The organism is Erwinia aphidicola (genome assembly GCF_014773485.1).
In the GTDB taxonomy this organism is placed as follows: Bacteria; Pseudomonadota; Gammaproteobacteria; order Enterobacterales; family Enterobacteriaceae; genus Erwinia; species Erwinia aphidicola.
Genome location: NZ_JACXBP010000005.1, coordinates 288,261 through 313,707, shown reverse-complemented (window position 1 = coordinate 313,707; position 25,447 = coordinate 288,261). Strand labels below are relative to the sequence as shown.

Genomic DNA, 25,447 nt, shown 5'->3' with positions numbered 1-25,447 from the left:
ACAAAATAAAGCGGCCAACAGCATGGCGACAGCCAGGCCATCTGTTATAGTACCTCTCCTTAATCCGCTGAACTGCCGCTAACCGGCCGTTTTTGCCGATATCCATTAACAGGCTAAACTACGGTTTCTCACTGTTTAGGTTTACCCTCGACTAAAAAACAATGATGAAGTCTTAATGAGCTATCAGGTACTGGCCCGCAAGTGGCGTCCGCAAGCGTTTACTGATGTTGTCGGTCAGCAACATGTTCTGACCGCGCTGGCTAACGGTTTGTCCCTTGGCCGCATCCATCACGCCTATCTTTTCTCCGGCACCCGTGGCGTTGGTAAGACCACCATTGCCCGCCTGCTGGCAAAGGGGCTGAACTGTGAAACCGGCATAACCGCTACCCCGTGCGGGCAGTGTGACAACTGCCGTGAAATCGAACAGGGGCGCTTTGTCGATCTGATTGAAATCGATGCCGCTTCCCGTACTAAAGTGGAAGACACGCGCGATCTGCTGGATAACGTCCAGTACGCTCCGGCGCGTGGTCGTTTTAAAGTCTATCTGATCGATGAAGTTCACATGCTCTCGCGCCACAGCTTTAACGCGCTGTTGAAAACCCTGGAAGAGCCGCCGGAGCACGTCAAATTTCTGCTAGCCACCACCGACCCGCAAAAGCTGCCGGTGACCATTCTGTCGCGCTGCCTGCAGTTCCACCTCAAGGCGCTCGATCAGGAACAGATTCGCGGCCAGCTTGAGCACGTGCTGAAGGCCGAACAGATTGCTGCGGAAACGCGTGCACTGCAGCTGCTGGCGCGTGCCGCAGACGGCAGTATGCGCGACGCGCTGAGCCTGACCGATCAAGCCATCGCCATGGGGCAGGGGCAGGTGACCACCGCCACGGTGAATGACATGCTCGGCACCCTTGACGACGAACAGCCGCTGGCGCTGATTGAAGCGCTGGTTAATGCCGACGGTGAACAGGTGATGGCGCTGCTGACTCAGGCCGCATCGCGTGGCGTGGAGTGGGAAGCGCTGCTGGTGGAGATGCTTACCTTGCTGCACCGCGTGGCGATGATCCAACTGCTGCCTTCAGCGCTCGGTGATGACATGGCCGCGATTGAACAGCGGCTGCGTGAACTGGCGCGGGTGCTGCCACCGGCAGATGTGCAGCTCTATTATCAAACGCTGCTGATGGGGCGCAAAGAGCTGCCGCTGGCGCCGGATCGCCGCATGGGCGTCGAGATGACGCTGCTGCGCGCGCTGGCTTTTCATCCGAAAGCGGTGATTGCTGAACCGGTTGCACGCCCGACCATGACGCCACAGGCGACTGCTGCGGTGATGCCTGCACCGGATGCCGCGCCGCCGTCCAGCCCGCCTGCAGCGCATACCGTGGAGTCCCCGCCACCGCAGGGATTACCGGATACCACCAGCCAGCTCCTTCAGGCGCGCACGCAGCTGCTGCGCCATCAGGGGGCGAGTAAGCCAAAAAAGAGTGAGCCGGCGGCGCAGGGTGCGCGGCCGGCAAGCTCGGCACTGGAGCGCCTGGCCGCCGTTACCGAACGCGGGCAGCAGCGCCTGCAGCAGGCCGCAGCGCAACCCGCCGCGCCGGTAAAGGAAGAGGCCTACCGCTGGAAAGCGCTCAATCCGACAGAAGTAAAAACGGAAAAGGTCGCCACGCCAAAAGCGCTGCGCACCGCACTTGAGCTGGAAAAACATCCGGAACTGGTGGCGAAGCTGGTTGCTGAGTCATTACAGCGTGATGCCTGGGCTGCCGAGATCGCTGCGCTTACGATGCCAAAACTGGTGCAGCAGCTGGCGCTCAACGCCTGGAAAGAGCCGACCGAAAACGGCATCTGCCTGCATCTGCGCTCCAGCCAGCGCCATCTGAATTCGCCCTCGGCGCAGAAAGCGCTGAGTGATGCCTTGAATGCTGCTTCCGCACACCCCATTGAATTAACCGTGGTGGAAGATGATAATCCGGCGGTGCTGACCCCGCTGGAGTGGCGGCAAAAAATTTACGAAGAGAAACTGGCGCAGGCGCGTCAGTCGATTATCACGGATACTCATATCCAGACGCTGCAGCGATTTTTCGACGCTGACGTAGACGAAGAGAGTATCCGACCTGTTTAACCCGCCGCATTATCACGTGATGATGTGGCCTGAGCTGAAGAGAGAGAACTTATGTTTGGTAAAGCCGGATTGGGCAACCTGATGAAGCAGGCCCAGCAAATGCAGGACAAAATGGCGCAGGTGCAGGAAGAGATCGCTGCGATGGAAGTGACCGGTGAATCTGGCGCTGGCATGGTCAAGGTCACCATCAACGGTGCGCACAACTGCCGCCGCGTGGAAGTGGATCCAAGCCTGCTGGAAGATGACAAAGACATGCTGGAAGACCTGATTGCTGCGGCATTCAATGATGCCGCACGTCGCGTTGCTGAAACCCAGAAAGAGAAAATGGCGGCCGTTTCCAGCGGAATGTCTCTGCCACCTGGCTTCAAGATGCCATTCTGATGCAAACCAGCCCGCTCCTTGAAGCACTGATGGAGTCGCTGCGTTGCCTGCCGGGCGTCGGGCCGAAGTCGGCACAGCGCATGGCTTTCCAGCTGTTACAGCGCGACCGCAGTGGCGGTATGCGACTGGCGCAGGCCCTGACGCGGGCGATGTCGGAGATTGGTCACTGTGCCGACTGCCGGACATTCACCGAGCAGGAAACCTGCACCATCTGCGCCAATCCCCGGCGTCAGCAGAACGGCCTGATCTGCGTGGTGGAGAGCCCGGCAGATATTCACGCCATTGAGCAGACCGGGCAGTTTGCCGGGCGCTACTTTGTGCTGATGGGCCATCTGTCGCCGCTGGATGGCATCGGACCGAATGATATCGGCCTCGATCGCCTTGAGCAGCGGCTGGAAAAAGAGTCAATTCAGGAAGTGATCCTCGCCACCAACCCGACGGTTGAAGGCGAAGCTACCGCCAACTACATTGCCAGCCTGTGTGAACAGTATGGTGTGGACGCCAGCCGCATCGCGCACGGCGTGCCGGTGGGCGGCGAGCTGGAAATGGTCGACGGCACCACGCTGTCGCACTCTCTGGCCGGGCGCCTCAAGATTAAATTCTGAACAATCAACGGCACGAGTTGATCGTGCCGTCTTGAAATCCCCAAATATCCCCCCACTTATATCCTCAACGTTCATCAACCTGTTCTTAGTTGAGGTAGCAATGACCATGAAAGGACAAGAGACCCGTGGCTTCCAGTCAGAGGTAAAACAACTTCTGCACCTGATGATCCACTCCCTCTATTCAAATAAAGAAATCTTCCTGCGTGAGCTGATCTCAAACGCCTCTGACGCCGCCGACAAGCTGCGCTTCCGTGCGTTATCCACCCCGGACCTTTACCAGGGTGACGGCGAGCTGCGCGTACGGGTTTCGGTCGACAAGGAAAAACGCACCCTGACGTTGAGCGACAACGGTATCGGGATGCGTCGTGACGAAGTGATTGAAAACCTCGGTACCATTGCCAAGTCAGGCACCAAATCCTTCCTTGAATCACTGGGTTCAGACCAGGCGAAAGACAGCCAGCTGATCGGCCAGTTTGGTGTTGGTTTCTACTCGGCGTTTATCGTGGCCGATAAAGTGTCAGTCCGCACCCGCGCAGCCGGCGCTGCCGCCGATGAAGGCGTGTTCTGGGAATCTGCCGGTGAGGGCGAATACACGATCGCCGACATCAATAAAGAAGATCGCGGCACGGAAATCACGCTGCATCTGCGCGAAGGCGAAGATGAGTTCCTTGATGCATGGCGCGTGCGCAGCATTATCAGCAAGTATTCCGACCATATTGCCCTGCCGGTAGAGATTGAAAGCCATAACGAAGAAGACAACACCACCAGCTGGGAAAAGATCAACAAAGCGCAGGCGCTGTGGACGCGTAATAAGTCTGATATCAGCGAAGATGAATACAAAGAGTTCTACAAACACGTCGCGCATGACTATACCGACCCGCTGACGTGGAGCCACAACCGCGTTGAGGGCAAGCAGGAGTACACCAGCCTGCTCTACATCCCGGCGCAGGCGCCGTGGGATATGTGGAACCGCGATCACAAGCACGGCCTGAAACTGTACGTGCAGCGCGTGTTCATCATGGACGACGCCGAGCAGTTTATGCCGAACTATCTGCGCTTCGTCAAAGGGCTGATCGACTCTAACGACCTGCCGCTAAACGTCTCGCGTGAAATCCTGCAGGACAGCCGCATCACGCAGACCCTGCGCGGCGCATTGACCAAGCGCTCCCTGCAGATGCTGGAGAAAGTGGCGAAGGATGATGAAGAGAAATATCAGAAATTCTGGCAGCAGTTTGGTCTGGTGCTGAAAGAAGGCCCGGCAGAAGACAGCGGCAACGTGGCGACTATCGCCAAACTGCTGCGTTTTGCCAGCACCAGCAGCGAAGGTCCGGCGCAGACCGTGTCGCTGGAAGATTACGTCAGCCGCATGGTGGAAGGGCAGGAGAAGATTTACTACATCACTGCCGACAGCTATGCCGCGGCGAAAAGCAGCCCGCATCTGGAGCTGTTCCGTAAGAAAGGCATCGAAGTGCTGCTGCTCTCCGACCGCATCGACGAATGGATGATGAGCTATCTGACCGAATTCGACGGTAAGTCTTTCCAGTCGGTGAGCAAAGCGGATGACGCGCTGAGCAAACTGGCCGATGAAGAGACCGAAGAGCAGAAAGAAGCGGAGAAAGCGCTGGAGCCGTTCGTGGAGCGCGTGAAAACGCTGCTGGGTGAGCGCGTGAAAGAGGTGCGCCTGACGCATCGTCTGACCGACACCCCGGCGATTGTCACCACCGAAGCGGACGAAATGAGCACCCAGATGGCGAAGCTGTTTGCTGCTGCTGGCCAGGACGTGCCGGAAGTGAAGTATCTGTTTGAGCTGAACCCGGATCACGCTCTGGTGAAACGCGCCGCCGATACGCAGGATGAAGCCCGCTTTGCCGAGTGGGTTGAGCTGCTGCTGGACCAGGCGCTATTCGCCGAGAAAGGCACGCTGGACGATCCTAACCAGTTTATCCGCCGCATGAACCAGCTGCTGCTGGGTTAATCGCCTCTGTCCAACGGGCGAGGTATGCCTCGCAGCTGGGCAGATCGCAGTAAGGGTCGGGCAAGTGCCTGACCCTTTTTTTATCCTGCTTTATTCCCGCAAACTCGCCGACCCGCAGCACGCCCGGCCCCTCATTAACCCGCGATCGATGCTTCCTCTAACAGCCAGCGGCGGAACAGGTCGATCTCGGTTTCCTCTTTACGCGACGCTTTCACCATCATCCAGGTGGCGCGGTCCACTTCGGCAAAGCCCAGCGGTGCAATCAGCGATCCGTCCCGGATCTCTTTTTTCACCAGGATCTGCGGCGTCATAATAATTCCCAGTCCATTACGCGCCGCCTGAATCGCCAGCGTCAGATTATCAAAATGCCTGCCTGCCCAGAAATCGCCGCGCGCGCCGGTTTTCTTCGCCCATTCGGCCCAGGCGTGCAGTTTAGTATCGGCATGCAGCAGCGGCAGAGTAGAAAAATCGGTCTCGTAGTTGAAGCGGTTAGCGAACAGCGGCGAACAGACCGGGCCAATATAGTCGACGGTGATCAGCGTAGCGGCAATGTCCTCCTGCAGCGACTCCTCGTGGCTGACGATCAAAATATCCGTGTACTCATTACGCACCCGTTCAATATCCACATGGGTTTGAAAGGTGAGGGCAATTTCGGCGTGGCGTTCGGTGAAGCGGCTGATGCGTGGAATCAACCACTGCGCCAGGAAGCTCGGCGCGCAGGAGATCGTCAGGCTGTGCAAATTTCTGGCCCTGATTTTCTCACAGGTTACTTCAATTTCACGAAAGGTTTGCATGCAGCAAACCTTAAGGCGCTCGCCGTCGGATGTTAGCTGAACCCGACCATTTGCCCGCAGAAACAGCGGCTTGCCCAACCACTCCTCAAGCTGCTTGATTTGATGGCTGACTGCGCTATGCGTCACGTTCAGTGATTGTGCAGCCAGGCTAAAGCTTTGGTGCAGGGCTGCCTGATGAAAATAGCGTAAAGCGCGCAGAGAAGGGAGGCCGGACATAAAAATACCCTGTGAGAAAATCTAACAGCAAGTGTCTGTTTATATCATTTTAAAGTCCAGCACGATTTCCCTACTCTGGCTGCGGAGTCGGGAGCGTTGTCCTGCCAGCGACCAGCGGACACCCCAGGATTGAGGCTCCAGCGACACAGCCGTATTTTCCTCTTGTCAGCCCACAATAACGAACAACTGCTATGTGAAGGAAAGGAAAATGACAAACCAGCACTCCATCAAACCACAGCTCGTCATGTTTACCGGCGGTCGAGATAGCACCCTGGCGGCTTGTTATCTGATGTTACAGGGTATCCCTGTACACCTCTGGTCAGGAAACAGTGGATGTTCACTGCATCGCGGCATCCTGTCGCACCGCGTTGAAGAACTGAAAAACCGGTTTGGGGATCTCGTTGTCGGTCACACCATTGCCGACATCAGCGGGGCGTTCCGCTCTATTGCTATCGAACATCTGGAAACCGACATCCTGAAATACCGCAAAAACCTGGTGCTGCTGGGGGAGAAACTGGCTATCCACGCGCATCTGGTGGATTTTTGCCACCGCAACGACATCAACACTATTAACGATGGCATTACCCATTATCAGATGGAGTTCCCGGAGCAGCGCCAGGTGGCAAAAACCTTCCTGATGGAAATGATGGCGCAGTACGACATCAACTATCAGTCACCAATCTATGAATTTGCCCAGTCGGCGGACGATGTGAAATATCGCCTGTTACAGCTGGGGATCTCCACCAAATCACTCGAGGGGATCAGCATCTTTGCCGACAGCTTCTCCACGCCGAATGATGAGGTGATCCTCGCTTATCTGCGCGATAAGGCGCCGCTGGCACAGAATATCGTGCGCTTCCTGTCGGGTGAAACCCTGATGACGCCAGTGCTGAAAACCAGCGCCGCCGCCTGAAACTGAATAAGCAACGGTGACGCGCCCTGCGGGCTGCGTCGCCCGTTCGGAGCCTGAGATGAAAATAATCGTTAAGTGTGCGGCCATTATCATTAATCAGCGTTCGCTATTACTGACCCGCAAAAGCGGTACAGAGATTTTTATCTCCCCCGGTGGCAAGCCGTTGCCCGGTGAAGATCACCTCAGCTGCCTGAAGCGCGAACTTCAGGAAGAGCTGGGCGTACAGATTAAAAGCTTCCGGCCGTTTGGCCTGTTTCACGGCCGCGCCGAGTTTGAAGCCATGGCCATTGAGAACCACGTTTATCACGTGGAGATCGCCGGGCAGCCGCGTGCCGGAAGCGAAATTGAGGAGATTGCGTGGGTGAATTACCGCAAGCCTCCCTGTGAAATCCCGGTTGGCTCCATCTTCCGCGATAACGTTATGCCACTGCTTTTCCAGCAAGAGTTGATTAACTAATGGACGCATCCTCACTTTCCCCCCAGCTACAGCAGATCCACGGCGATCGATTCTACAAGCGAGTGCATATGCTGAGAGACGAACTGCGCGATGAACTGACCGAGGTGTACCAACTGCAGAACTACGATCTGTTCTTTGTGCAGTCGGTGCGCGTCGGGCTGGTGATCCTGTCGCACCTGTTCCATAAACAGGAAACCACGCTGTGCCTGGCGAAACACGCTCACTACCAGCCCATCAGTGAACTGTTCAGCATGGCGACCCAAACCGGGCCGGGGAGCGTGCCGATTATCACCCACGTCAACCCCTACACTGGCGAAGTGAACAGTCTGAAAGACTGCAAAGGAAAAGGGGTGGTCGATGCTTCCCACAGTTTTGCCACCACCCGTCACGCGGAACTGACGCAGGACAGCTCGATCTTTGTCGCGCCGCTGCATAAACATGCCTCTCTGACCGTCGGGCTGGCAATTATTGCGCTGCGCCCGGAGCATTTCAGCACGCTGATGCGCAGCGAACTGCGGCTGTTTGAGGACTCGACCTCTTCGGCTAAGCCGCTGGAAGAGGCGCTGGAAAACGTGCGCAGCAAAAGCTGGCAGCCGTACAACGTGGCGCAGGTCAGCAGGGTAGCGCTGAAAGATGTGGCGGGCATGGACTTTACCTCCATCAGCGAACCGGGCCTGCCGTTCAGCTGTTTTCCGGTGCCTGCGCTCAGCGAAAACCTGCAGCAACAGGTCAAAGATGCCGGTGCCAGCTATTTCCCGCAGACCAAAACGCTGCGTGTGTCGTGCTGGGCGCGCGGTGACGGGCAGCAATCGGTGGACATGACCGAACAGGTCGAACGTCATCTCCACACCCTGTGGGAGGCAAAATGAAAAACGGCTTCGCTTTAAACGGCAACATGATTGGCCTGCTCGGTGGGCTGATCCTCAGCACCGATTCGGTGTTTATCCGCATGATGGGCATCGAGAACTCCTGGCTGATCGTTGCGCTGCGCGGTATCTGCATGTGGGGGATCTGCCTGCTAATCTGGACCTTCTGGCGTCAGAGCCGGTCAACCATTGGTACGCCCTGGCTGACCAAGGATAATATCCTGTCGACGCTGTTTTTCTGCATCGCTTCTGCCTGCTTCGTTAACGCGCTGAACCGCGGCAATGTCGCTACGGTGCTGGTGATTATCTCCTCCACGCCGTTTATCTCCGCGCTGATCTCGCGCCTGCTGTTCAAAGTCGCTATCGATCGCAGCGTGATGCTGGCGGCGCTGGCGGGGATTGCCGGCGTCGCGATTGTGATGTCAGGACGCGGGCTGAGCGGCGATGGCGTGGCCAATCTTTATGCGCTGGCCACCGCCGTATCGATGGCGCTGGCGTTTATCTTCACCTCACGCGTTAGCGGCGGTAGTGCTGGCCTGCCTTCGCTCGGCGCGATGCTGGCTTCGCTCATCATCATGCTGTGGCCGGACGCTAACATGGTCGATAGTCTGAAAGTGTTATCGCTGGCGCAATATGGCTGGGTGATTGCCGAAGGGGCGCTGATCATGCCGCTGGCTATGGGTTTAATCACCTTATCGACCCGTTTTGTCTCCCCGGCGAATGCGGGCCTGTTTTTACTGCTGGAAACCGCACTTGCGCCGCTATGGATGTATCTGTTCCTTGGGGAAGTGCCGACAATTCATGCAGTTATTGGTGGGGCCATCATTATCATCGCGGTGATTTCGCAGTCGCTGTATGCGCGGCGCCAGGTGGCGTTACAGGACTACGCGGGTGCGGGTTAACCGCTCCCTTCCTTGTGGATACCGGGCCATAATGGTATGTTCTTGCCCTTGGATAACGTGATCATTTAAGCAATTCGCAAGGGGATTTACGCAATGCGTATTATTCTGCTCGGAGCTCCGGGTGCAGGTAAGGGGACTCAGGCTCAGTTCATTATGGAGAAATACGGTATTCCGCAAATCTCCACGGGTGACATGCTGCGCGCCGCGGTGAAAGCCGGTTCGGAGTTGGGTCAGAAAGCCAAAGAGATTATGGACGCCGGTAAACTGGTTACCGACGAACTGGTTATCGCACTGGTTAAAGAGCGTATCGCCCAGGAAGATTGCCGCAACGGCTTCCTGCTGGACGGTTTCCCGCGCACCATTCCTCAGGCTGATGCCATGAAGGAAGCGGGCATCAAAGTCGACAACGTGCTGGAGTTCGCGGTACCTGATGAACTGATCGTTGAGCGTATCGTTGGTCGCCGCGTACACGCGCCGTCTGGCCGCGTTTACCATGTGACGTTCAATCCACCAAAAGTGGAAGGGAAAGACGACGCGACCGGCGAAGAGCTGACCACGCGTAAAGATGACCAGGAAGAGACCGTGCGTAAGCGTCTGGTGGAATATCATCAGATGACTGCTCCGCTGATTGCTTACTACAGCAAAGAAGCCGCAGCAGGTAACACCGCTTACCACAAGATCGACGGCACCCGTAAAGTGTCTGAAGTCAGCGCTGAACTGGCTAAAATCCTCGGTTAATCCCTGGTTAGTGCTCATTGAGCCAGGAAAACCTGGCTCAATTGCAGCAATTGGTTTCTCCCCCGTCTTTTTCCGCTAAAATAAGTCTCGTTTGCATTTCGCACCATGCCTGAAATCAAGGAATAACAATGAGGCAAGATAAGCCCGGCGTACTGTTGGTTAACTTAGGCACACCTGATGCCCCGACCACACCAGCCGTAAAACGTTACCTTAAGCAATTCCTCAGCGACAAGCGCGTGGTCGATACTCCGCGCTGGCTATGGTGGCCGATTCTCAATCTCGCTATTTTGCCGCTTCGTTCACCGCGCGTATCAAAGCTGTATGCTTCAGTATGGATGGACGAAGGTTCACCGCTGATGGTGTATAGCCAGCGCCAGCGTGCGGCACTGGCGGCACGGCTGGATATGCCGGTGGCACTGGGAATGAGCTACGGAAATCCGAGCCTGAAAAGCGCCATCGACAGCCTGATGGAGCAGGGCGTTAACCGCCTGATCGTACTGCCGCTGTATCCGCAGTTCTCCTGCTCTACCGTTGCCGCGGTGTGGGACGGGATCACCAGCGTGTTTGCCGGTTACCGCAGTCTGCCGTCGGTAAACTTTATCCGCGATTATGCTGAGCACCCGGCCTATATCGCCGCCCTGAAAGCCTCGGTTGAGCGTTCGTTTGCTAAGCACGGCAAGCCGGATCTGCTGGTGGGCTCGTTCCACGGCATCCCGCAGCGCTTTGCTAATGAGGGTGACGACTATCCGCAGCGCTGCCATGACACCTTTGAGGCACTGAAAAGCTCGCTCGGTCTCAGCAGCAGTGAGGCGATGCTCACCTTCCAGTCACGCTTTGGCCGCGAGCCGTGGTTGATGCCCTACACCGATGAGACGATGAAGTCCCTGCCGGCGAAAGGCGTGAAGCATGTGCAGATCATGAGCCCGGGCTTCTCGTCTGACTGCCTGGAGACGCTGGAAGAGATCAACGGCGAGAACCGCGAAATCTTCCTGCACGCGGGCGGCACGCGCTTTGAGTACATCCCGGCGCTGAATGATGATGAAGCCCACATCACCATGATGATGGAACTGGTGAATCAGTATCGCTAATCCCACGGGGCGGTAACGCCCCACAGCGATCGTCTCAGAGCGCATTTATGTTATCATTGCGCTCTGATCCCCTGCCCGTAGTCCGCAAATATGAAATTCCCCGGTAAGCGTAAATCCAAACACTATTTCCCCGTCAGCGCGCGCGATCCGCTGCTGCAGCCGGTTCAGCCGGTCAATGATGCCGCCAACAGCTGGATCGTCGGTATCGATCAGATCCTGGTGGATATTGAAGCCAAAGTGGACGACGAGTTTGTGGCCCGTTACGGCCTGAGCCTCGGGCACTCGCTGGTCATTGAAGATGACGTGGCGGAAGCGCTGTACGCCGAGCTGCACCGCGAAAACCTGATCACCCATCAGTTTGCCGGCGGCACCATTGGCAACACCCTGCATAACTACTCGGTACTGGCGGATGACCGCTCGGTCCTGCTCGGCGTGATGTGTGAAAACGTGCAGATCGGTGGCTATGCCTACCGTTACCTGTGCAACACTTCCAGCCGCACCGACCTGAACTATCTGCAGGGCGTGGAGGGGGCGATTGGCCGCTGCTTTACGCTGATTGGTGATAACGGTGAACGCACCTTCGCCATCAGCCCGGGCATGATGAACCAGCTGCGCCCGGAGAGCATCCCGGAAGAGGTGATCGCCGGAGCATCTGCGCTGGTGCTGACCTCCTATCTGGTGCGCTGCAAGCCGGGCGAGCCGATGCCCGCCGCCACCATGCAGGCGATTAGCTATGCCAAAAAGCATGATGTCCCGGTGGTACTGACGCTCGGCACCAAATACGTGATCGCCGATAACCCACAGTTCTGGCGCGATTTCCTGCGCGAGCATGTTTCGGTAGTGGCGATGAATGAGGATGAGGCGTTTGAGCTGACCGGAGAGAGCGACCCGTTACAGGCGGCGAATATCGCCCTCGACTGGGTGGATCTGGTGCTGTGCACCGCCGGGCCAAACGGCCTGTATATGGCGGCGTTTACCGAAGAGTCCGGCAAGCGCGTGACCCAGCATCCGCTGCTGCCGGGGGCCATTCCGGAGTTTAACCAGTATGAGTTCAGCCGCGCCATGCGCCATCAGGACTGCACCCAGCCGCTGCGTATTTTCTCGCATATCGCGCCGTACATGGGCGGGCCGGAGAAGATTATGAACACTAACGGGGCAGGGGATGGCGCACTGGCCGCGCTGCTGCACGACATCACCGCCAACAACTTCCACCGGGTGAACGTGCCGAACTCCAGCAAGCATGCGCGCAGTTACCTGACTTACTCTTCGCTGGCGCAGGTGTGTAAATACGCCAACCGCGTCAGCTATCAGGTGCTGAATCAGCATTCACCGCGCCTGACGCGCGGCCTGCCGGAGCGGGAAGATAGCCTGGAAGAGTCATACTGGGAGCGGTAAATTCATCACGGGTTACAACCGCTCCCGGCGTGGTAGGGGCTGACCCTCTTTTTCGGTCAGCCCGCAGCGGCGTCATTATCTCGGGTCGACCGGAAAAAATGGTCGACCCCTACGGGTTACAACTGCTCCCGGCCTGGTAGGGGCTGACCCTCTTTTTTGGTCAGCCCGCAGCGGTGTCATTATTTCGGGTCGACCGGAAAAAATGGTCGACCCCTACGGGTTACAACTGCTCCCGGCCTGGTAGGGGCTGACCCTCTTTTTCGGTCAGCCCGCAGCGGTGTCATTATTTCGGGTCGACCGGAAAAAATGGTCGACCCCTACGGGTTACAACTGGTCCCGGCCTGGTAGGGGCTGACCCTCTTTTTCGGTCAGCCCGCAATGGTGAAATGGGTTAACGGTCGTTCCATAAGATCCCGGCGGATTAAATCGGGCACTCCTGGGGGGCTTCTTCCGTGTTTAGCAGCAGTAAATTCAACATGCTATTGGCAATCTCACGTTCGCCCATCACCACGCGATCCGCACCGCGCTCCATAATGTAATCCACTTCATCGTCATAGTGCGCACGGGCGATAATCTCAATGTTCGGGCGCTTCTCACGCGCTGCCGTCACAATCTCCCCCGCTTCATAGCCATTCGGAATAGTCAGCAGCAGCCAGCGTGCGCAGTCGAGACGCGCCAGCTCCATGGTATCGATGCGCGCCGCGTTACCCAGCACCGCTTTGATGCCCTGCTCGCGTAAGGCTTCCACGCGCGGGCGGCTGTTCTCCACCACCACAATCGGCACGCCGGCTGCCATCAGGCGGCTACCCAGCAGGCTGCCAACGCGGCCAAAGCCGACAATCACCGCGTGGTTGCACAAATCCACCGGGATCTGCTTCTCTTCCTCTACGGCCTCTTCCATCGTCAGCTGTTCGATGCTTTCGGTTTTTTGCAGATACTTCTCCAGCAGAGCAAACAGAATCGGATTGAGCATAATCGACAGGATAGCTCCCGCCAGCACCAGGTTGCGCCCGCTGTCCGGCAGCAGATTCAGGGAGATCCCCAGCCCGGCGAGAATAAAGGCGAACTCACCAATCTGTGCGAGGCTGACGGAGATGGTCAGCGCGGTTCGCTTTGAGTGACCAAACATGCTGACCAGCAGCAGCGCCACCAGCGATTTGCCCAGTACGATAATCGCCAGTGCGCCGAGCACCGCCAGCGGCTGCTGGATCAGGATCATCGGGTCGAACAGCATCCCGACCGAGACAAAGAACAGCACCGCAAACGCATCGCGCAGCGGCAGCGTATCGTGCGCCGCCCGGTGGCTCAGCTCCGATTCATTCAGCACCATGCCAGCGAAGAAGGCACCGAGCGCGAAGGAGACATCAAAGAATTCTACCGCGCCAAAGGCGATACCCAGCGCCAGCGCCAGCACCGCCAGGGTAAACAGCTCGCGCGAGCCGGTGGCGGCACTGCGGGCGAGGATCCACGGCACCACGCGCCGGCCCACCACCATCATCAGCACCATAAACGCCACCACCTTACCAATAGTGATCAGCAGGTCGAACAGCACCATACCGACGCTGGCTTTGCCCTCTTCAAACAGCCCGGCCACCGCAGGCAGCAGCACCAGCGCCAGCACCATCACCAGGTCTTCCACAATCAGCCAGCCAATCGCAATCTGTCCGCGCTGGCTGTCAATCAGCTGTCGTTCTTCCAGCGCGCGCAGCAACACCACGGTGCTGGCGGTGGAAAGGCAGAGTCCAAACACCAGCCCGGTCATCATTGGCCATCCCAGCGCCCACGACAGCCCCATTCCGAGCAGCGTGGCGGCGGCGATCTGCGCAATCGCCCCCGGGATGGCTATCGACTTTACCGCCATCAAATCTTTCATCGAGAAGTGCAGACCAACGCCAAACATCAGCAGGATCACGCCCAGCTCGGCCAGCTCTGGCGCCAGGTTGGTATCGGCGACAAAACCCGGGGTAAATGGCCCGGCCAGCACGCCAGCCAGCAGATAACCGACCAGAGGAGAGATGCGCAGGCGATTCGCCAGCATACCGAAGAGGAACGCAAGGACTAAGCCTCCGACAATCGTGGTGATAAGCGGTGTGGTGTGGTGCATATCCTCTCCTTTGAATGGAAATGTGTCCGATTGTAAGTTTTTAGTGTATGGCAAATTCTGACGGGGCGCTTGTCATAATTGGTAATAACGGCAAAAAATCTGAATCATTGAGATGAAGTCGCCAGAAAGTGCGATTTATCCCACTTATCAGTGTGCGGAGCAGGCTTTGCAGGAGAGTAACCCGGCGCGAAATACAGTTATCGCACCGGGCTGGGACTATTTACGGCGGTTATCAGGCAGGAAAGCAGTCAGGATGCCAAGAAGCGGCAGATAAGCACAGATTTGATAGACCACATCAATGCTGCTGTGGTCAGCCACCAGGCCCAGTACCGCCGCGCCCAGCCCGCCCATGCCGAAGGCAAAACCGAAAAACAGACCGGAAACCATGCCGATACGCCCTGGCATCAGCTCCTGGGCATACACCAGAATGGCGGAAAAGGCTGAGGCGAGAATAAAGCCAATCACCACCGACAGCGCGCCGGTCCACCACAGGTTGGCGTGCGGCAGCAGCAGCGTAAACGGCGCCACGCCGAGAATGGACACCCAGATCACGCGCTTGCGGCCAATACGGTCGCCGATCGGCCCGCCAATCACCGTCCCGGCCGCCACGGCGAACAGAAACGCGAACAGGTGCAGCTGCGCGCTCTGCACCGTCAGGCCAAACTTGTGCATCAGATAGAAGGTGTAATAGCTGCTCAGGCTAGTGAGATAGAAGTATTTGGAGAAAATCAGCACCAGCAGAATCGAAATGGCCAACGCCACCTGACGGCGGGGCAGCGGGCTAACGGCACTCTGCGCATGGCTTTTACTGGCGCGATGCTGAGTCTGATACCAGCGGCCGATCTGCAACAGCACCACAATCGCCAGCAGCGCGGCCAGCGAGAACCATGCGACGTTACCGCGCCCGTAAGGGGCAATGATCAGCGCGGCCAGCAGCGGGCCGAGTGAGCTACCCAGATTGCCGCCCACCTGGAACAGCGACTGCGCAAGGCCGTGACGGCCGCCGGATGCCATGCGCGCCACGCGTGACGACTCGGGATGAAACACCGACGAGCCAGTACCCACCAGCGCCGCCGCGACCAGTACCATGGGGAAGTTATTCGCCATCGCCAGTAGCACCAGCCCGGACAAGGTAAAGCCCATGCCAATCGGTAGCGACCACGGCTGCGGGTGTTTATCGGTATAATAGCCAATCAGCGGCTGCAGCAGCGAGGCGGTCACCTGATAGGTCAGGGTGATCATGCCGATTTGCACAAAGCTCAGCGAGAAGTCACTCTGCAGCAGCGGGTAAATCGCCAGGATCAGCGACTGGATCATATCGTTTAGCAGATGGGCAACGCTGATCGCGCCGAGAATGCCAAAAGCGGTACGCTTCACCGGCAGATTCGCTGAAGCGAGGGTGTCATTACTTGCCATAAATTAACCTGTCATCGAAATTTGTTTTTATTAGAGAAGTTCAAGGGTGTGCCCCTGCCTGCAATATAAGACGGAGAGATTACCCTTCAGACCTCATCCTGCTGCATAATCAGCCGGAAGTCACAAAAAATTAAAACTTTGTTACCTAATGCAGTTGTTCAACAAGGAGAGGCAGAGTGCCAGTACTGAAAAAAAGTTTAATCAGCGTGCTGACGGTAGCGCTGTTATCCACCCCGCTGATGGCGCAGGCGTGGGTGAAAGATCGCACCTATAAATTTACCGTCCTGCACACCAACGATCACCATGGGCGCTTCTGGCCAAACGAGCATGATGAGTATGGTCTGGCGGCGCAAAAAACCATGATGGACCAGATCCGCTATGAAGTGCAGGCGCACGGCGGCGCGACGTTGATCCTCTCCGGCGGCGATATCAATACCGGCGTACCGGAATCGGACCTGCAGGATGCCGAACCGGATTTTCGCGGCATGAACCTGATTGGCTACGACGCCATGGCGATTGGCAATCACGAGTTTGATAACCCGCTTTCCGTCCTGCGCCAGCAGCAAAAATGGGCCAAGTTCCCGCTGCTTTCCGCCAATATCTATCAGAAAAGCACCGGCAAGCGCCTGTTCCAGCCCTATGCACTGTTCAACCGCATGGGCCTGAAGATTGCGGTGATCGGCCTGACCACCGATGACACGGCGAAGATCGGCAACCCGGAGAACTTTACCGACATTCTGTTCCATAAACCGGCCACCGAAGCGAAAGCGGTGGTGGAAGAGCTGCGTGCAACAGAGAAGCCTGACGTGATTATTGCTGCCACCCATATGGGGCACTATGACAACGGTCAGCACGGTTCCAACGCCCCGGGCGATGTGGAGATGGCGCGCGAGCTGCCTGCCGGTTATCTCGATATGATCGTCGGCGGCCACTCGCAGGACCCGGTGTGTATGGCGAAAGAGAATGTGAAGCAGGCCGACTATGTACCGGGCACCCCCTGTACGCCGGACCGCCAGAACGGCACCTGGATTGTGCAGGCGCACGAGTGGGGCAAATATATTGGCCGCGCCGACTTTACCTTCCTGAACGGCAAGCTGACGCTGGAGCACTACGAACTGGTGCCGATCAACCTGAAACATAAGATTACCAATGCTGACGGCAGCAGCAGCTGGGTGAACTACACGCCTGAAATTGTCAAAAACAGCGCGATGCAGAAACTGCTGACGCCGTTCCAGAAAAAAGGCGAAGCGCAGCTCGGCGTAAAAATCGGCAGCGTCAATGGCCATCTGGAGGGGGATCGCAGCAAGGTACGCTTTGTACAGACCAACATGGCACGCCTGATCCTTGAAGGGCAGATCGACCGCACCAAAGCCGATTTCGCGGTGATGAGCGGTGGCGGCGTGCGTGATTCGATTGAAGAGGGCGCAATAACCTATAAAGACGTGCTCAAGGTGCAGCCGTTTGGCAACACGCTGGTGTATGTCGATATGAAAGGCAGCGAGGTGGAAAAATATCTGGCGGTGGTGGCCAATAAGCAGGTGGATTCCGGGGCTTACGCTCAGTTTGCCCGCGTCAGCCTGGTGGCCGACGGTACGGGCGTCAGCGCGGTGAAGATCAATGGTCAGCCGCTGGATGCGGAGAAAACCTACCGCATGGCGACGCTAAGCTTTAACGCCACAGGCGGTGACGGTTACCCGGTGATTGATAAGCTGCCGGGCTACGTGAATACCGGCTTTGTCGATGCGGAAGTGCTGAAACAGTACATTGAGAGCCACTCACCGCTCGACGTGGCGAAATACCAGCCTGCCGGAGAAATTGTCTATCAAAAGGGCGGAGAGCAACCGGCCGAGAGTGCAAAGCCGGTAGAGGATGAGAAGCCGCTGGCACCGAAGAAATGGCGCCAGGCGAAAATCGATACTGTCATGCGTTAATGGATTTTTTTCTCCAGGGGTCGGCCGCTTTTTGGGTCGACCCAAACGTCAGCCTACGGGCGGACCGAAACAGAGGGGCCGCCCCGACAAATCCGTTCGCGCACTTTATCGTACAGCCAGTTATACAACATGGTGTAAGGCAGGAAGAACAGGAAAAACGCCACTTCAATCAGGAATGCCTGCCACAGCGAAATGCCCAGCATCCAGGCTGCAATCGGCAGGCCGATAAGAATAAATCCACCCTCGAAGCCCAGCGCGTGCAGCACGCGTAATCCCACTCCTCGCTTAACCTTATTACGCGGCCACAAGCGGTCAAAACCGGCGTTATAAATCATGTTCCAGACCATTGCTACCGTTGACAACATAATTGCCAGCGCGCCCATCTGGAATAACGGTTTATCCATCACCCACGCGGCCAGCGGCGAAACAATCGCAATCGCCAGAACCTCAAAACCTGCGGCGTGAAAGAACCGTTCTTTCAGGGAACGACCAGACATAGTGAACTCCATTATTTTCAGTAAAACAGGGCTAGTAAATTGCCGTTGGGGCCTGGCATGCCTGGCCCAAATATGTTGGTCATTATCCGCCGTTTTTTTGCTAAGATAAAATGACTATCCATCGATAAAAGCGATATATCTATGCGCTACTCCCCGGAATCTCTTGAAGCCTTCGTTCAGACTGTAGAAAGCGGTTCGTTCTCGGCGGCGGCGCGTGCGCTGCGCAAAAGCCAGTCCACCGTCAGCACGGCGGTGGCCAATCTGGAAAGCGATCTTGGCTTCACGCTGTTTAACCGCGAGGCGCGCACCCCGGTGCTGACCGAAAACGGCCAACGGGCGCTGGCGCAGGTGAAAGAGATCCTCGCGGCGTCATCACAGCTGGATGAGCTGGCAATGCGCCTGGCGGGGGAGGTGGAACCCTGTCTGCGGCTGGCGATCTCCGATTTCTGGCAGGCCGATTATCATGAATCGCTGCTGCAGCGCCTCTCTGCGCGTTACCCGGACATTGAGTTTGAGTGCATGATTGCCGAGGATGCCGACGTTATCGATCTGCTGCAAAATGGCCGTGCGCACATTGGCGTGGTGCGGGTGCAGCAGCACTACCCGGTGGATATCTGCGTGCAGCGCTTGCAGGTTGAAGCGCAGATGGCGATCTATCTGCATCAGGATCATCCGCTGGCGCAGCAGGCGCAGGTCAGTGAAGCGGAGTTAAAACAGCTGCGCCAGCTGCGGCTCAATACCTGGGTGGAGCAGCAGCCCGCACCGGCCGGAAAAGTGTGGCTGGCACCGTCGTATCTGCTGCTGCTGGAGATGGCCGAGCAGGGCTTTGGCTGGAGTATTTTGCCGCGCTGGCTCACCGAACAGTTTGGTCATCAGCTGCTGCGCGAGCTGCCGGTGGCGGGCTGGCCGCAGAATATTCAGGTGGATGCCGTCTGGTCACGCCGGGCGCCGCCGGGGCCGGCAGGGCGCTGGATGATCGATCAGCTGATTGCCCAGCGATCGGACTAATCGCGTTTGGCGATATCGGCGAAGCGGGCGTCGAGCAGCTGCGCCAGATCCTGCGGGGCCAGCTCGATATCCAGCCCGCGGCGGCCGCCGGAGACATAAATGGTGGCAACCTGCTGCGCCAGCTGGTCGATAACCGTCGGCAGGCGTTTTTTCTGCCCCAGCGGGCTGATGCCGCCCAGCAGATAACCGCTGCTGCGCTGCGCAAACTGCGGATCGGCCATTTCGACCTTTTTCGCCCCCAGCGCTTTCGCCACCTTTTTCAGATCCAGCTGTCCGGCAACCGGGGTGACCGCCACGGCCAGCGTCTTATTGTCACCATTTAGTGCGATCAGCAGCGTTTTATACACCTGATCCGCATTGAGATTGAGCTTGCGCACCGCCTCATCGCCAAAATGCGTTTCGCTGCTGTCGTGCTCGTAAGGGTGCAGCGTAAATGTGACCTTTTGTTTTTCAAGCAGTTTTACTGCGGGTGTCATAATCACTCACCTTCTTTGCGCGATATGATAAAAGAGTGAACCTCTGATGAATAAAAAACTGGCGAAATTTTGCGCTTTGAGCGACAATCTGGCCCGCGTCAGCCCGAGGGCTGAGACGATAACAAAAATCATAAAAATGTTGTTATTGACGGGCCGATTTCAACATCGGCCTTTTTTTTATGCTTTTTTCAGCAGGCCGGGCAAGTTGCCTTCGCCGTAAAGGTGCAGCGCGCCGACCGCCACCACGTAACGTCCCGGCGGGAGCTGGCGCAGCAGCTGGCTCCACTGCTGATTGCGCTGATGCATCAGCAGGTCGTTCAGACTGCTGCTGAAGGTGTTCGGCAGCTCCAGCTTGCCGAGGCTGCCCGGCGGCGCTTCCAGCCACCAGCTGACCATAGTTTGCAGCAGGCGGGCGTTGGTGTGCCAGTGCTCCAGCGTGTCCTCCAGCAGCGGCAGTCCGTTGTCCGGCAGGGAGTTCAGCAGTGCCAGCTGGGTTTCCGGCCCCTCCAGCTCAATCACCTTTTTTTCCAGCCCGCGCGCGGCCTGCAGCAGCTGATAGTCGATGCCGCAGTCGGCGTGCAGCCCAAGGCGCTGAGCCTGCTGCGCCTGCAGCATCAGCGCCACCTGCCAGGCGGGCAGCGTGTCGATGCGCTCCGGGGAGATCCCCAGCTCTGCCGCCCGCTGTTGCAGGGGGCTGAGCTGCTCAGCGCTGAGGCGCTCTGCCAGCGGTGGGCAGACTGCGCTGTCGCTGAACGGCGAGCCACCGGCGGTAATATCGGCCTCCACTATCAATGCGTCGGCCTGGCGTAAACGCGCCATCAGCACGGCAGGCAGCGGCAGCATATTGCGCGTGCCCATATGAATACTGCCGACCAGATGCAGCCGGCAATCGCCCAGCGTGACGTCCAGCGCCGGATAGCTGTAGTTCACCGGCCAGAACCTGTCGCGTAGCGCCCGCAGTACCTGCACAAGATTCCTCATCATTTCCCGCCTCATCCGTTTAGTGCCACCATGCTAACGCGATAACTCGCTGACGGACAGGGCAAAACGAAGCGCAGCCGCGAGGATTCAGTGCTGCGGCGGACGATAGCGGATCAGGCGGTTGGCGTTGCTGACCACGGTAATCGAAGAGAGAGCCATTGCTGCGCCAGCCACCACCGGGCTGAGCAGCGTGCCGGTCAGCGGGTAGAGCACCCCGGCCGCGATCGGGATCCCCGCCGCGTTATAGATAAACGCCCCAAGGAGATTCTGTTTCATATTACGCAGGGTCGCTTTGGCGATGGATAACGCATCGACCACCGCATTCAGATCCTGGCGCATCAGGGTAATCGCCGCCGTTTCAATCGCCACATCACTGCCGCCGCCCATGGCAATGCCGACATCGGCCTGCGCCAGCGCCGGGGCATCATTGATGCCGTCGCCAATCATCGCCACCTGCTGACCCTGCTGCTGCAGGTGGGCGATCGCTGCGGCTTTACCCGCCGGTAATACGCCCGCAATCACCCTGTCGATCCCGGCTTCGCGCGCAATGGCAGAGGCGGTGATTGGGTTATCCCCGGTCAGCATCACCAGCTGATAACCGCGCTGGTGCAGGCGCTGCAGCGCGCCGACGCTCTCCTGGCGCAGCGGATCGCGGATGGCAAACAGGGCGACAATGTGGCCGTCGGCGGCCAGCAGCACCGGAGTAGCCCCCGTCTCTGCCAGCTTATCCATCTGCTGCTGCACGCTATCGGTGGCAATCTGCTGCTGCGCCATCAGCGCGGGGTTACCCAACAGCAGCGGAATGCCGTCGAGTATGCCGCTGACGCCCTGGCCCGGTATTGTACGAAATTGCGCAATGTCCGGCAGGGAGCTAAGGCCCGCACGCGCGACGATTGCCTGCGCCAGCGGATGGCCGGAACCCTGCTCCAGCGCGGCAGCCTGGCGTAATACCGACGGCTCATCGGCCCCGTTAAACAACTGAATCGCCACCACGCGCGGCTTGCCCTCGGTCAGGGTGCCGGTTTTATCGAACACCAGCGTGCTGAGGGTGCTGGCCCGTTGCAGTGCATCGGCATCGCGCACCAGCACGCCAAACTCGGCGGCGCGCCCGACGCCGGCAATAATCGACATTGGCGTGGCCAGACCGAGCGCACAGGGGCAGGCGATGATCAGCACGGTGGTGGCGATCACCAGCGTGTAAACGATTTGCGGGGCGGGGCCGAACAGATACCAGACGGCGGCGCTCAGCAGCGCAATCACCACCACGGTGGGAACAAAGATCGCCGAGATCTTATCCGCCAGCTGGCCGATCGCCGGCTTGCTGCTCTGCGCCTGGCGCACCAGCTGGATAATGCGCGACAGGGTGGTATTTTTGCCAATCGCATCGGCCCGCAGCAGCACGCTGCCATCCTGCATCACCGTTCCGGCATGCAGCGTATCGCCTGCGGATTTCTGCTGCGGAACCGCTTCCCCGGTCAGCATGGCCTCGTCCAGCCAGGCTTCGCCCTGGATAATCGTGCCGTCAACCGGCACGCGATCGCCAGTGTTGACCCGCAGCGTCATCCCCAGCGTCACTGCGCTGAGCGCCAGGGTCTGCTCGCCCCGGTCAGTGACCACGCGCGCCGTCGGTGGCGTCAGGTCCAGCAGCTTTTCCAGCGCCTGCGACGAGCGCTGGCGCGCGCGCTGCTCCAGCATATGCCCAAGGTTAATCAGGCCGATGATCATCGCGCTGGCTTCATAGTAGAGGTGGCGGGCGGCCATTGGGAACAGGTCGGGCCACAGGTTGACCGCCATGGAGTAAAGCCAGGCCGCCGCGGTGCCGAGCGCCACCAGGGTATCCATCGTTGCCGTACGGTTGCGCAGGCTTTTCCACGCGCTGCGGTAGAAGTGCCCACCGGCAATCGCCATCACCAGCAACGTCACTACGCCAACCATCAGCCAGCCGCTGCGGTTGGTGGCGCTCAACATCATATTGTCGCCGACCATGCCCCACAGCATCAGCGGAATACCGAGCGCCAGCGCCAGCGCCGCCTGCCAGCGAAAACGCTGCACTGCGGCCTGCGCGCTCTGCTGCTGCTTTTCCCGCCGCTTAACGTCATCTTCGATGATTTCTGCGCCATAGCCGGCACGCGTCACCGCGTCAATCAGGGACTGCGGCTGCGCCGAACCCAGCACCAGCGCGCTGCGCTCGGCCAGGTTCACCCGCGCCTGGCTAACGCCGTCCACCTCCTGCAGCGCATGCTGCACGCGGCTGACGCAGCTGGCGCAGCTCATGCCGTCAATCAGCAGGTGAAAACTCTCTGCCGGAAGCGTGGCATCATCCGCTGTCAGCGCTTCCGGCTGAGTTTCTGAGTCTGTCAGCGGATCAGCCTTTGGGTGCGAACCGTCCTGCGCCACGCGGGCATGGTAGCCCGCCTGCTCAATCGTGGCGATCAGCTGATCGGCACTGGCGTCGCCGGAAATGCGCGCGGCATCAATGCTGACTTCCGCCAGTTCAACATCCGGGCGTTTTTCCAGCGTCTCTTTCACCCGCTTCACGCAGTGGCCGCAGGTCAGACCGTCGAGAGCCAGTAAGGTTATTTGCGACATATCATCACTCCTGTTAATCCGGTTTGACCCGGAACTGTTTTTGCATTAGTTATGGAGGTTAAACCTTCCATCAAGGGGAAGGTCAAGGGGGCGATAATGAACATTAGCGACGTGGCAAAAAAAACCGGCTTAACCAGTAAAGCGATTCGTTTCTACGAGGAGAAAGGGCTGGTGACGCCGCCGCTGCGGACGGAAAACGGCTATCGCAGCTACAGTGCCAAACAGCTGGAGGAGCTGACCCTGCTGCGCCAGGCCCGCCAGGTGGGGTTTACTCTGGATGAGTGCCGTGAAATGGTCAGCCTGTTCAACAACCCGCAGCGCCACAGCGCCGATGTCAAAGCGCGCACGCTGAGCAAAGTGGCGGAGATTGAAGCGCATATCACCGAGCTGCAGCTGATGCGCCAGAAGCTGTTAGACCTGGCAGCCAGCTGCCCCGGTGATGACGGGGCCGACTGCCCAATCATCGATCATCTGGCGGGCTGCTGCCACAGCGCGCAACGTAGTTAGCCAGCGCGGCGCACGACGCGCAGCGTGATCCCTTCCACCGCCACCACCACAATGTCGCTTCCCGCAGGCAAATCTTCCTCCGCCTGCACGCGCCAGTTACCGTCCCCAATGCGCACATGGCCGAAGCCGTTGACCAGCGGCGCATCCAGCGTCAGCTGACGGCCAACCATCTGCTGCCCGCGCTGGTTCAAGGTGGAGGGGGGCTGGTGGCGATCGCGGCCTTTCAGCCAGCTGTACCACCACAGCGCGGCGAGAATGGTCAGCACGGCGAAGCTCAGCCCCTGCCATGCCCACGGCATCGGCACCAGCCACACCAGCAGGCTGACCAGCACTGCCGCCACGCCGCTCCACAGCAGATAGCCGCTGGCCCCGAGCATCTCGGCGGCCAGCAGCAGGCCGCCCAGCGTCAGCCACAGCCACCACGGATTGGCTAACAGCTCATCCAGCAGCATCAACGTTTACGCTCCGCTTTGCTTTCGCCCAGCAATTCACCGATCCCGGCGATGGAGCCCATCAGGCTGCTGGCATCCAGCGGCATCATCACCACTTTGCTGTTGCTGGAGGAGCCGATATTTTGCAGCGCGTCGGTATATTTCTGCGCCACGAAGTAGTTAATCGCCTGAATATCCCCGGCGGCAATCGCCTCGGACACCATTTTGGTAGCCTGCGCTTCTGCTTCTGCCCCGCGTTCACGCGCTTCGGCCGCGAGGAATGCCGACTGACGCTCGCCTTCCGCTTTCAGGATCTGCGACTGCTTCTCGCCTTCGGCGCGCAGGATTGCCGCCTGACGTACCCCTTCCGCTTCGAGGATATCGGCGCGCTTGGTACGCTCGGCCTTCATCTGCGCGTTCATCGACGCAATCAGTTCGGCAGGCGGGCGCACGTCGCGGATCTCAATACGGGTGATTTTGATGCCCCACGGGTTGGTGGCTTCATCGACAATATGCAGCAGGCGGGTATTGATGTTATCGCGCTGCGACAGCATCTCATCCAGCTCCATCGAGCCAAGCACGGTACGCATGTTGGTCATGGTGAGGTTGATGATCGCCAGCTCAAGGTTGCTGACCTCATAGGCGGCGCGCGCCGGGTCGACCACCTGGATAAAGCACACGGCATCGATGGTGACGCTGGCGTTATCTTTGGAGATGATCTCCTGTGAGGGGATATCCAGCACCTGTTCCATCATATTGATTTTACGACCTACGCGATCCATAAACGGGACCACCAGGTTCAGGCCAGGCTGCAGCGTATTAGTGTAGCGACCGAAACGTTCCACGGTCCACTGGTAGCCCTGCGGAACAATTTTTATCCCGGACCAGACAAGGATCAGTGCCAGAACGATAATGACGGGAATCACAGTAAACATAAAATAACCTCCGGATTGTTATTATTGTAGGGGCTGATGGCGTTACCTGCCGCCCCTGTCTGGCACCTGTGCCAACCGTGGAGGGTTGACCGGAAAAGAGGGTCAACCCCTACGGGGTCATGCTTTGCG

The 25,447-nt window shown here is 58.4% G+C and carries 23 protein-coding genes and 1 other annotated feature; of the genes, 14 read left to right on the top strand and 9 right to left on the bottom strand.

The annotated features are described in order from the left end of the window. Positions 1 to 175: 175 nt before the first annotated feature. From dnaX to htpG, 4 genes are all read left to right on the top strand, one after another. Positions 176 to 2,113 (top strand): DNA polymerase III subunit gamma/tau, encoded by a 1,938-nt coding sequence (dnaX, locus tag ID864_RS14360; protein WP_048916897.1) that lies wholly within the window; start codon positions 176 to 178, stop codon positions 2,111 to 2,113. Next, positions 1,449 to 1,510, top strand: a sequence feature (DnaX frameshifting element). (Overlaps the previous gene by 62 nt.) 51 nt (positions 2,114 to 2,164) lie before the next feature. Continuing rightward, a complete protein-coding gene (locus tag ID864_RS14355; RefSeq protein WP_048916896.1) occupies positions 2,165 to 2,494 on the top strand; it encodes a YbaB/EbfC family nucleoid-associated protein in 330 nt (109 codons plus the stop codon). Beyond that, positions 2,494 to 3,099, top strand: a complete 606-nt coding sequence (gene recR / locus ID864_RS14350; RefSeq protein ID WP_048916895.1) for a recombination mediator RecR — start codon at positions 2,494 to 2,496, stop codon at positions 3,097 to 3,099. The genes ID864_RS14355 and recR overlap by 1 nt, the downstream gene beginning before the upstream one ends. A gap of 106 nt (positions 3,100 to 3,205) precedes the next feature. Next, entirely contained in the window at positions 3,206 to 5,074 is a 1,869-nt protein-coding gene (gene htpG / locus ID864_RS14345; RefSeq protein WP_180276795.1) for a molecular chaperone HtpG, read from the top strand. Positions 5,075 to 5,208: 134 nt separating this feature from the next. On the opposite strand, the gene ID864_RS14340 is transcribed toward htpG, so the two are convergent. Then, positions 5,209 to 6,084 carry a LysR substrate-binding domain-containing protein gene (locus tag ID864_RS14340; RefSeq protein WP_048916893.1) on the bottom strand — a complete coding sequence of 292 codons (876 nt, stop codon included), beginning with the start codon at positions 6,082 to 6,084 and terminating at the stop codon, positions 5,209 to 5,211. Between the two features lie 208 nt (positions 6,085 to 6,292). Here ID864_RS14340 and ID864_RS14335 point away from each other — a divergent pair, with 208 nt between their 5' ends. The 7 genes from ID864_RS14335 to ID864_RS14305 all read left to right on the top strand — a co-directional run bounded on the left by ID864_RS14335 (position 6,293) and on the right by ID864_RS14305 (position 12,443). Beyond that, complete coding sequence (locus ID864_RS14335; RefSeq protein ID WP_048916892.1) at positions 6,293 to 6,997, top strand: hypothetical protein; 705 nt, start codon at positions 6,293 to 6,295, stop codon at positions 6,995 to 6,997. 58 nt (positions 6,998 to 7,055) lie between these two features. Then, on the top strand, positions 7,056 to 7,454 hold the full coding sequence (locus ID864_RS14330; protein WP_048916891.1) for an NUDIX hydrolase: 399 nt from the start codon (positions 7,056 to 7,058) through the stop codon (positions 7,452 to 7,454). Beyond that, the gene (locus ID864_RS14325) at positions 7,454 to 8,323 is read left to right on the top strand and encodes a DUF6024 family protein (protein WP_048916890.1); all 870 of its coding nucleotides are present in this window, start codon (positions 7,454 to 7,456) and stop codon (positions 8,321 to 8,323) included. Before ID864_RS14330 ends, ID864_RS14325 begins: the two co-directional genes overlap by 1 nt. Beyond that, positions 8,320 to 9,222: a DMT family transporter gene (locus ID864_RS14320; protein WP_048916889.1), complete on the top strand. Its 903-nt coding sequence runs from the start codon at positions 8,320 to 8,322 to the stop codon at positions 9,220 to 9,222. Before ID864_RS14325 ends, ID864_RS14320 begins: the two co-directional genes overlap by 4 nt. Before the next feature lie 93 nt (positions 9,223 to 9,315). Then, positions 9,316 to 9,960, top strand: a complete 645-nt coding sequence (gene adk / locus ID864_RS14315) for an adenylate kinase (RefSeq protein ID WP_048916888.1) — start codon at positions 9,316 to 9,318, stop codon at positions 9,958 to 9,960. A gap of 128 nt (positions 9,961 to 10,088) precedes the next feature. Next, on the top strand, positions 10,089 to 11,048 hold the full coding sequence (gene hemH / locus ID864_RS14310) for a ferrochelatase (protein ID WP_048916887.1): 960 nt from the start codon (positions 10,089 to 10,091) through the stop codon (positions 11,046 to 11,048). A 90-nt stretch (positions 11,049 to 11,138) separates the two neighbouring features. Beyond that, a complete protein-coding gene (locus tag ID864_RS14305; protein ID WP_048916886.1) occupies positions 11,139 to 12,443 on the top strand; it encodes an inosine/guanosine kinase in 1,305 nt (434 codons plus the stop codon). Positions 12,444 to 12,864: 421 nt separating this feature from the next. Here ID864_RS14305 and ybaL read toward each other — a convergent pair whose 3' ends face one another. Both ybaL and ID864_RS14295 read right to left on the bottom strand, forming a co-directional pair. Beyond that, positions 12,865 to 14,547 (bottom strand): YbaL family putative K(+) efflux transporter, encoded by a 1,683-nt coding sequence (ybaL, locus tag ID864_RS14300; RefSeq protein WP_048916874.1) that lies wholly within the window; start codon positions 14,545 to 14,547, stop codon positions 12,865 to 12,867. Between the two features lie 216 nt (positions 14,548 to 14,763). Next, positions 14,764 to 15,963: an MFS transporter gene (locus ID864_RS14295; RefSeq protein ID WP_048916873.1), complete on the bottom strand. Its 1,200-nt coding sequence runs from the start codon at positions 15,961 to 15,963 to the stop codon at positions 14,764 to 14,766. Between the two features lie 185 nt (positions 15,964 to 16,148). On the opposite strand from ID864_RS14295, the gene ushA reads away from it, so the two are divergent. Further along, positions 16,149 to 17,894, top strand: a complete 1,746-nt coding sequence (ushA, locus tag ID864_RS14290; RefSeq protein WP_263575964.1) for a bifunctional UDP-sugar hydrolase/5'-nucleotidase UshA — start codon at positions 16,149 to 16,151, stop codon at positions 17,892 to 17,894. A 53-nt stretch (positions 17,895 to 17,947) separates the two neighbouring features. Here the strand turns inward: ushA and ID864_RS14285 are convergent, their stop codons facing one another. After that, positions 17,948 to 18,391 carry a multidrug/biocide efflux PACE transporter gene (locus ID864_RS14285; protein ID WP_048916872.1) on the bottom strand — a complete coding sequence of 148 codons (444 nt, stop codon included), beginning with the start codon at positions 18,389 to 18,391 and terminating at the stop codon, positions 17,948 to 17,950. Positions 18,392 to 18,532: 141 nt separating this feature from the next. Between ID864_RS14285 and ID864_RS14280 the strand changes: the two genes are divergently transcribed. Beyond that, complete coding sequence (locus tag ID864_RS14280) at positions 18,533 to 19,399, top strand: LysR family transcriptional regulator (protein ID WP_048916871.1); 867 nt, start codon at positions 18,533 to 18,535, stop codon at positions 19,397 to 19,399. Here the strand turns inward: ID864_RS14280 and ybaK are convergent. The 3 genes from ybaK to copA all read right to left on the bottom strand — a co-directional run bounded on the left by ybaK (position 19,396) and on the right by copA (position 23,445). Beyond that, on the bottom strand, positions 19,396 to 19,875 hold the full coding sequence (gene ybaK / locus ID864_RS14275; protein WP_191149976.1) for a Cys-tRNA(Pro)/Cys-tRNA(Cys) deacylase YbaK: 480 nt from the start codon (positions 19,873 to 19,875) through the stop codon (positions 19,396 to 19,398). The genes ID864_RS14280 and ybaK overlap by 4 nt on opposite strands. Positions 19,876 to 20,052: 177 nt before the next feature. Next, on the bottom strand, positions 20,053 to 20,856 hold the full coding sequence (locus tag ID864_RS14270) for a TraB/GumN family protein (RefSeq protein WP_191150008.1): 804 nt from the start codon (positions 20,854 to 20,856) through the stop codon (positions 20,053 to 20,055). A gap of 87 nt (positions 20,857 to 20,943) precedes the next feature. Next, positions 20,944 to 23,445, bottom strand: coding sequence for a copper-exporting P-type ATPase CopA (copA, locus tag ID864_RS14265; protein ID WP_191149975.1), 2,502 nt, complete (start codon positions 23,443 to 23,445; stop codon positions 20,944 to 20,946). Between the two features lie 96 nt (positions 23,446 to 23,541). Between copA and cueR the strand changes: the two genes are divergently transcribed. Continuing rightward, positions 23,542 to 23,952, top strand: coding sequence for a Cu(I)-responsive transcriptional regulator (cueR, locus tag ID864_RS14260; protein ID WP_048916867.1), 411 nt, complete (start codon positions 23,542 to 23,544; stop codon positions 23,950 to 23,952). Here the strand turns inward: cueR and ID864_RS14255 are convergent. Together ID864_RS14255 and ID864_RS14250 are read right to left on the bottom strand one after the other, a co-directional pair. Continuing rightward, the gene (locus tag ID864_RS14255) at positions 23,949 to 24,401 is read right to left on the bottom strand and encodes an NfeD family protein (protein ID WP_048916882.1); all 453 of its coding nucleotides are present in this window, start codon (positions 24,399 to 24,401) and stop codon (positions 23,949 to 23,951) included. The two genes, cueR and ID864_RS14255, sit on opposite strands and share 4 nt — an antisense overlap. A 2-nt stretch (positions 24,402 to 24,403) precedes the next feature. Next, entirely contained in the window at positions 24,404 to 25,318 is a 915-nt protein-coding gene (locus ID864_RS14250) for an SPFH domain-containing protein (RefSeq protein WP_048916866.1), read from the bottom strand. Positions 25,319 to 25,447: the final 129 nt, after the last annotated feature.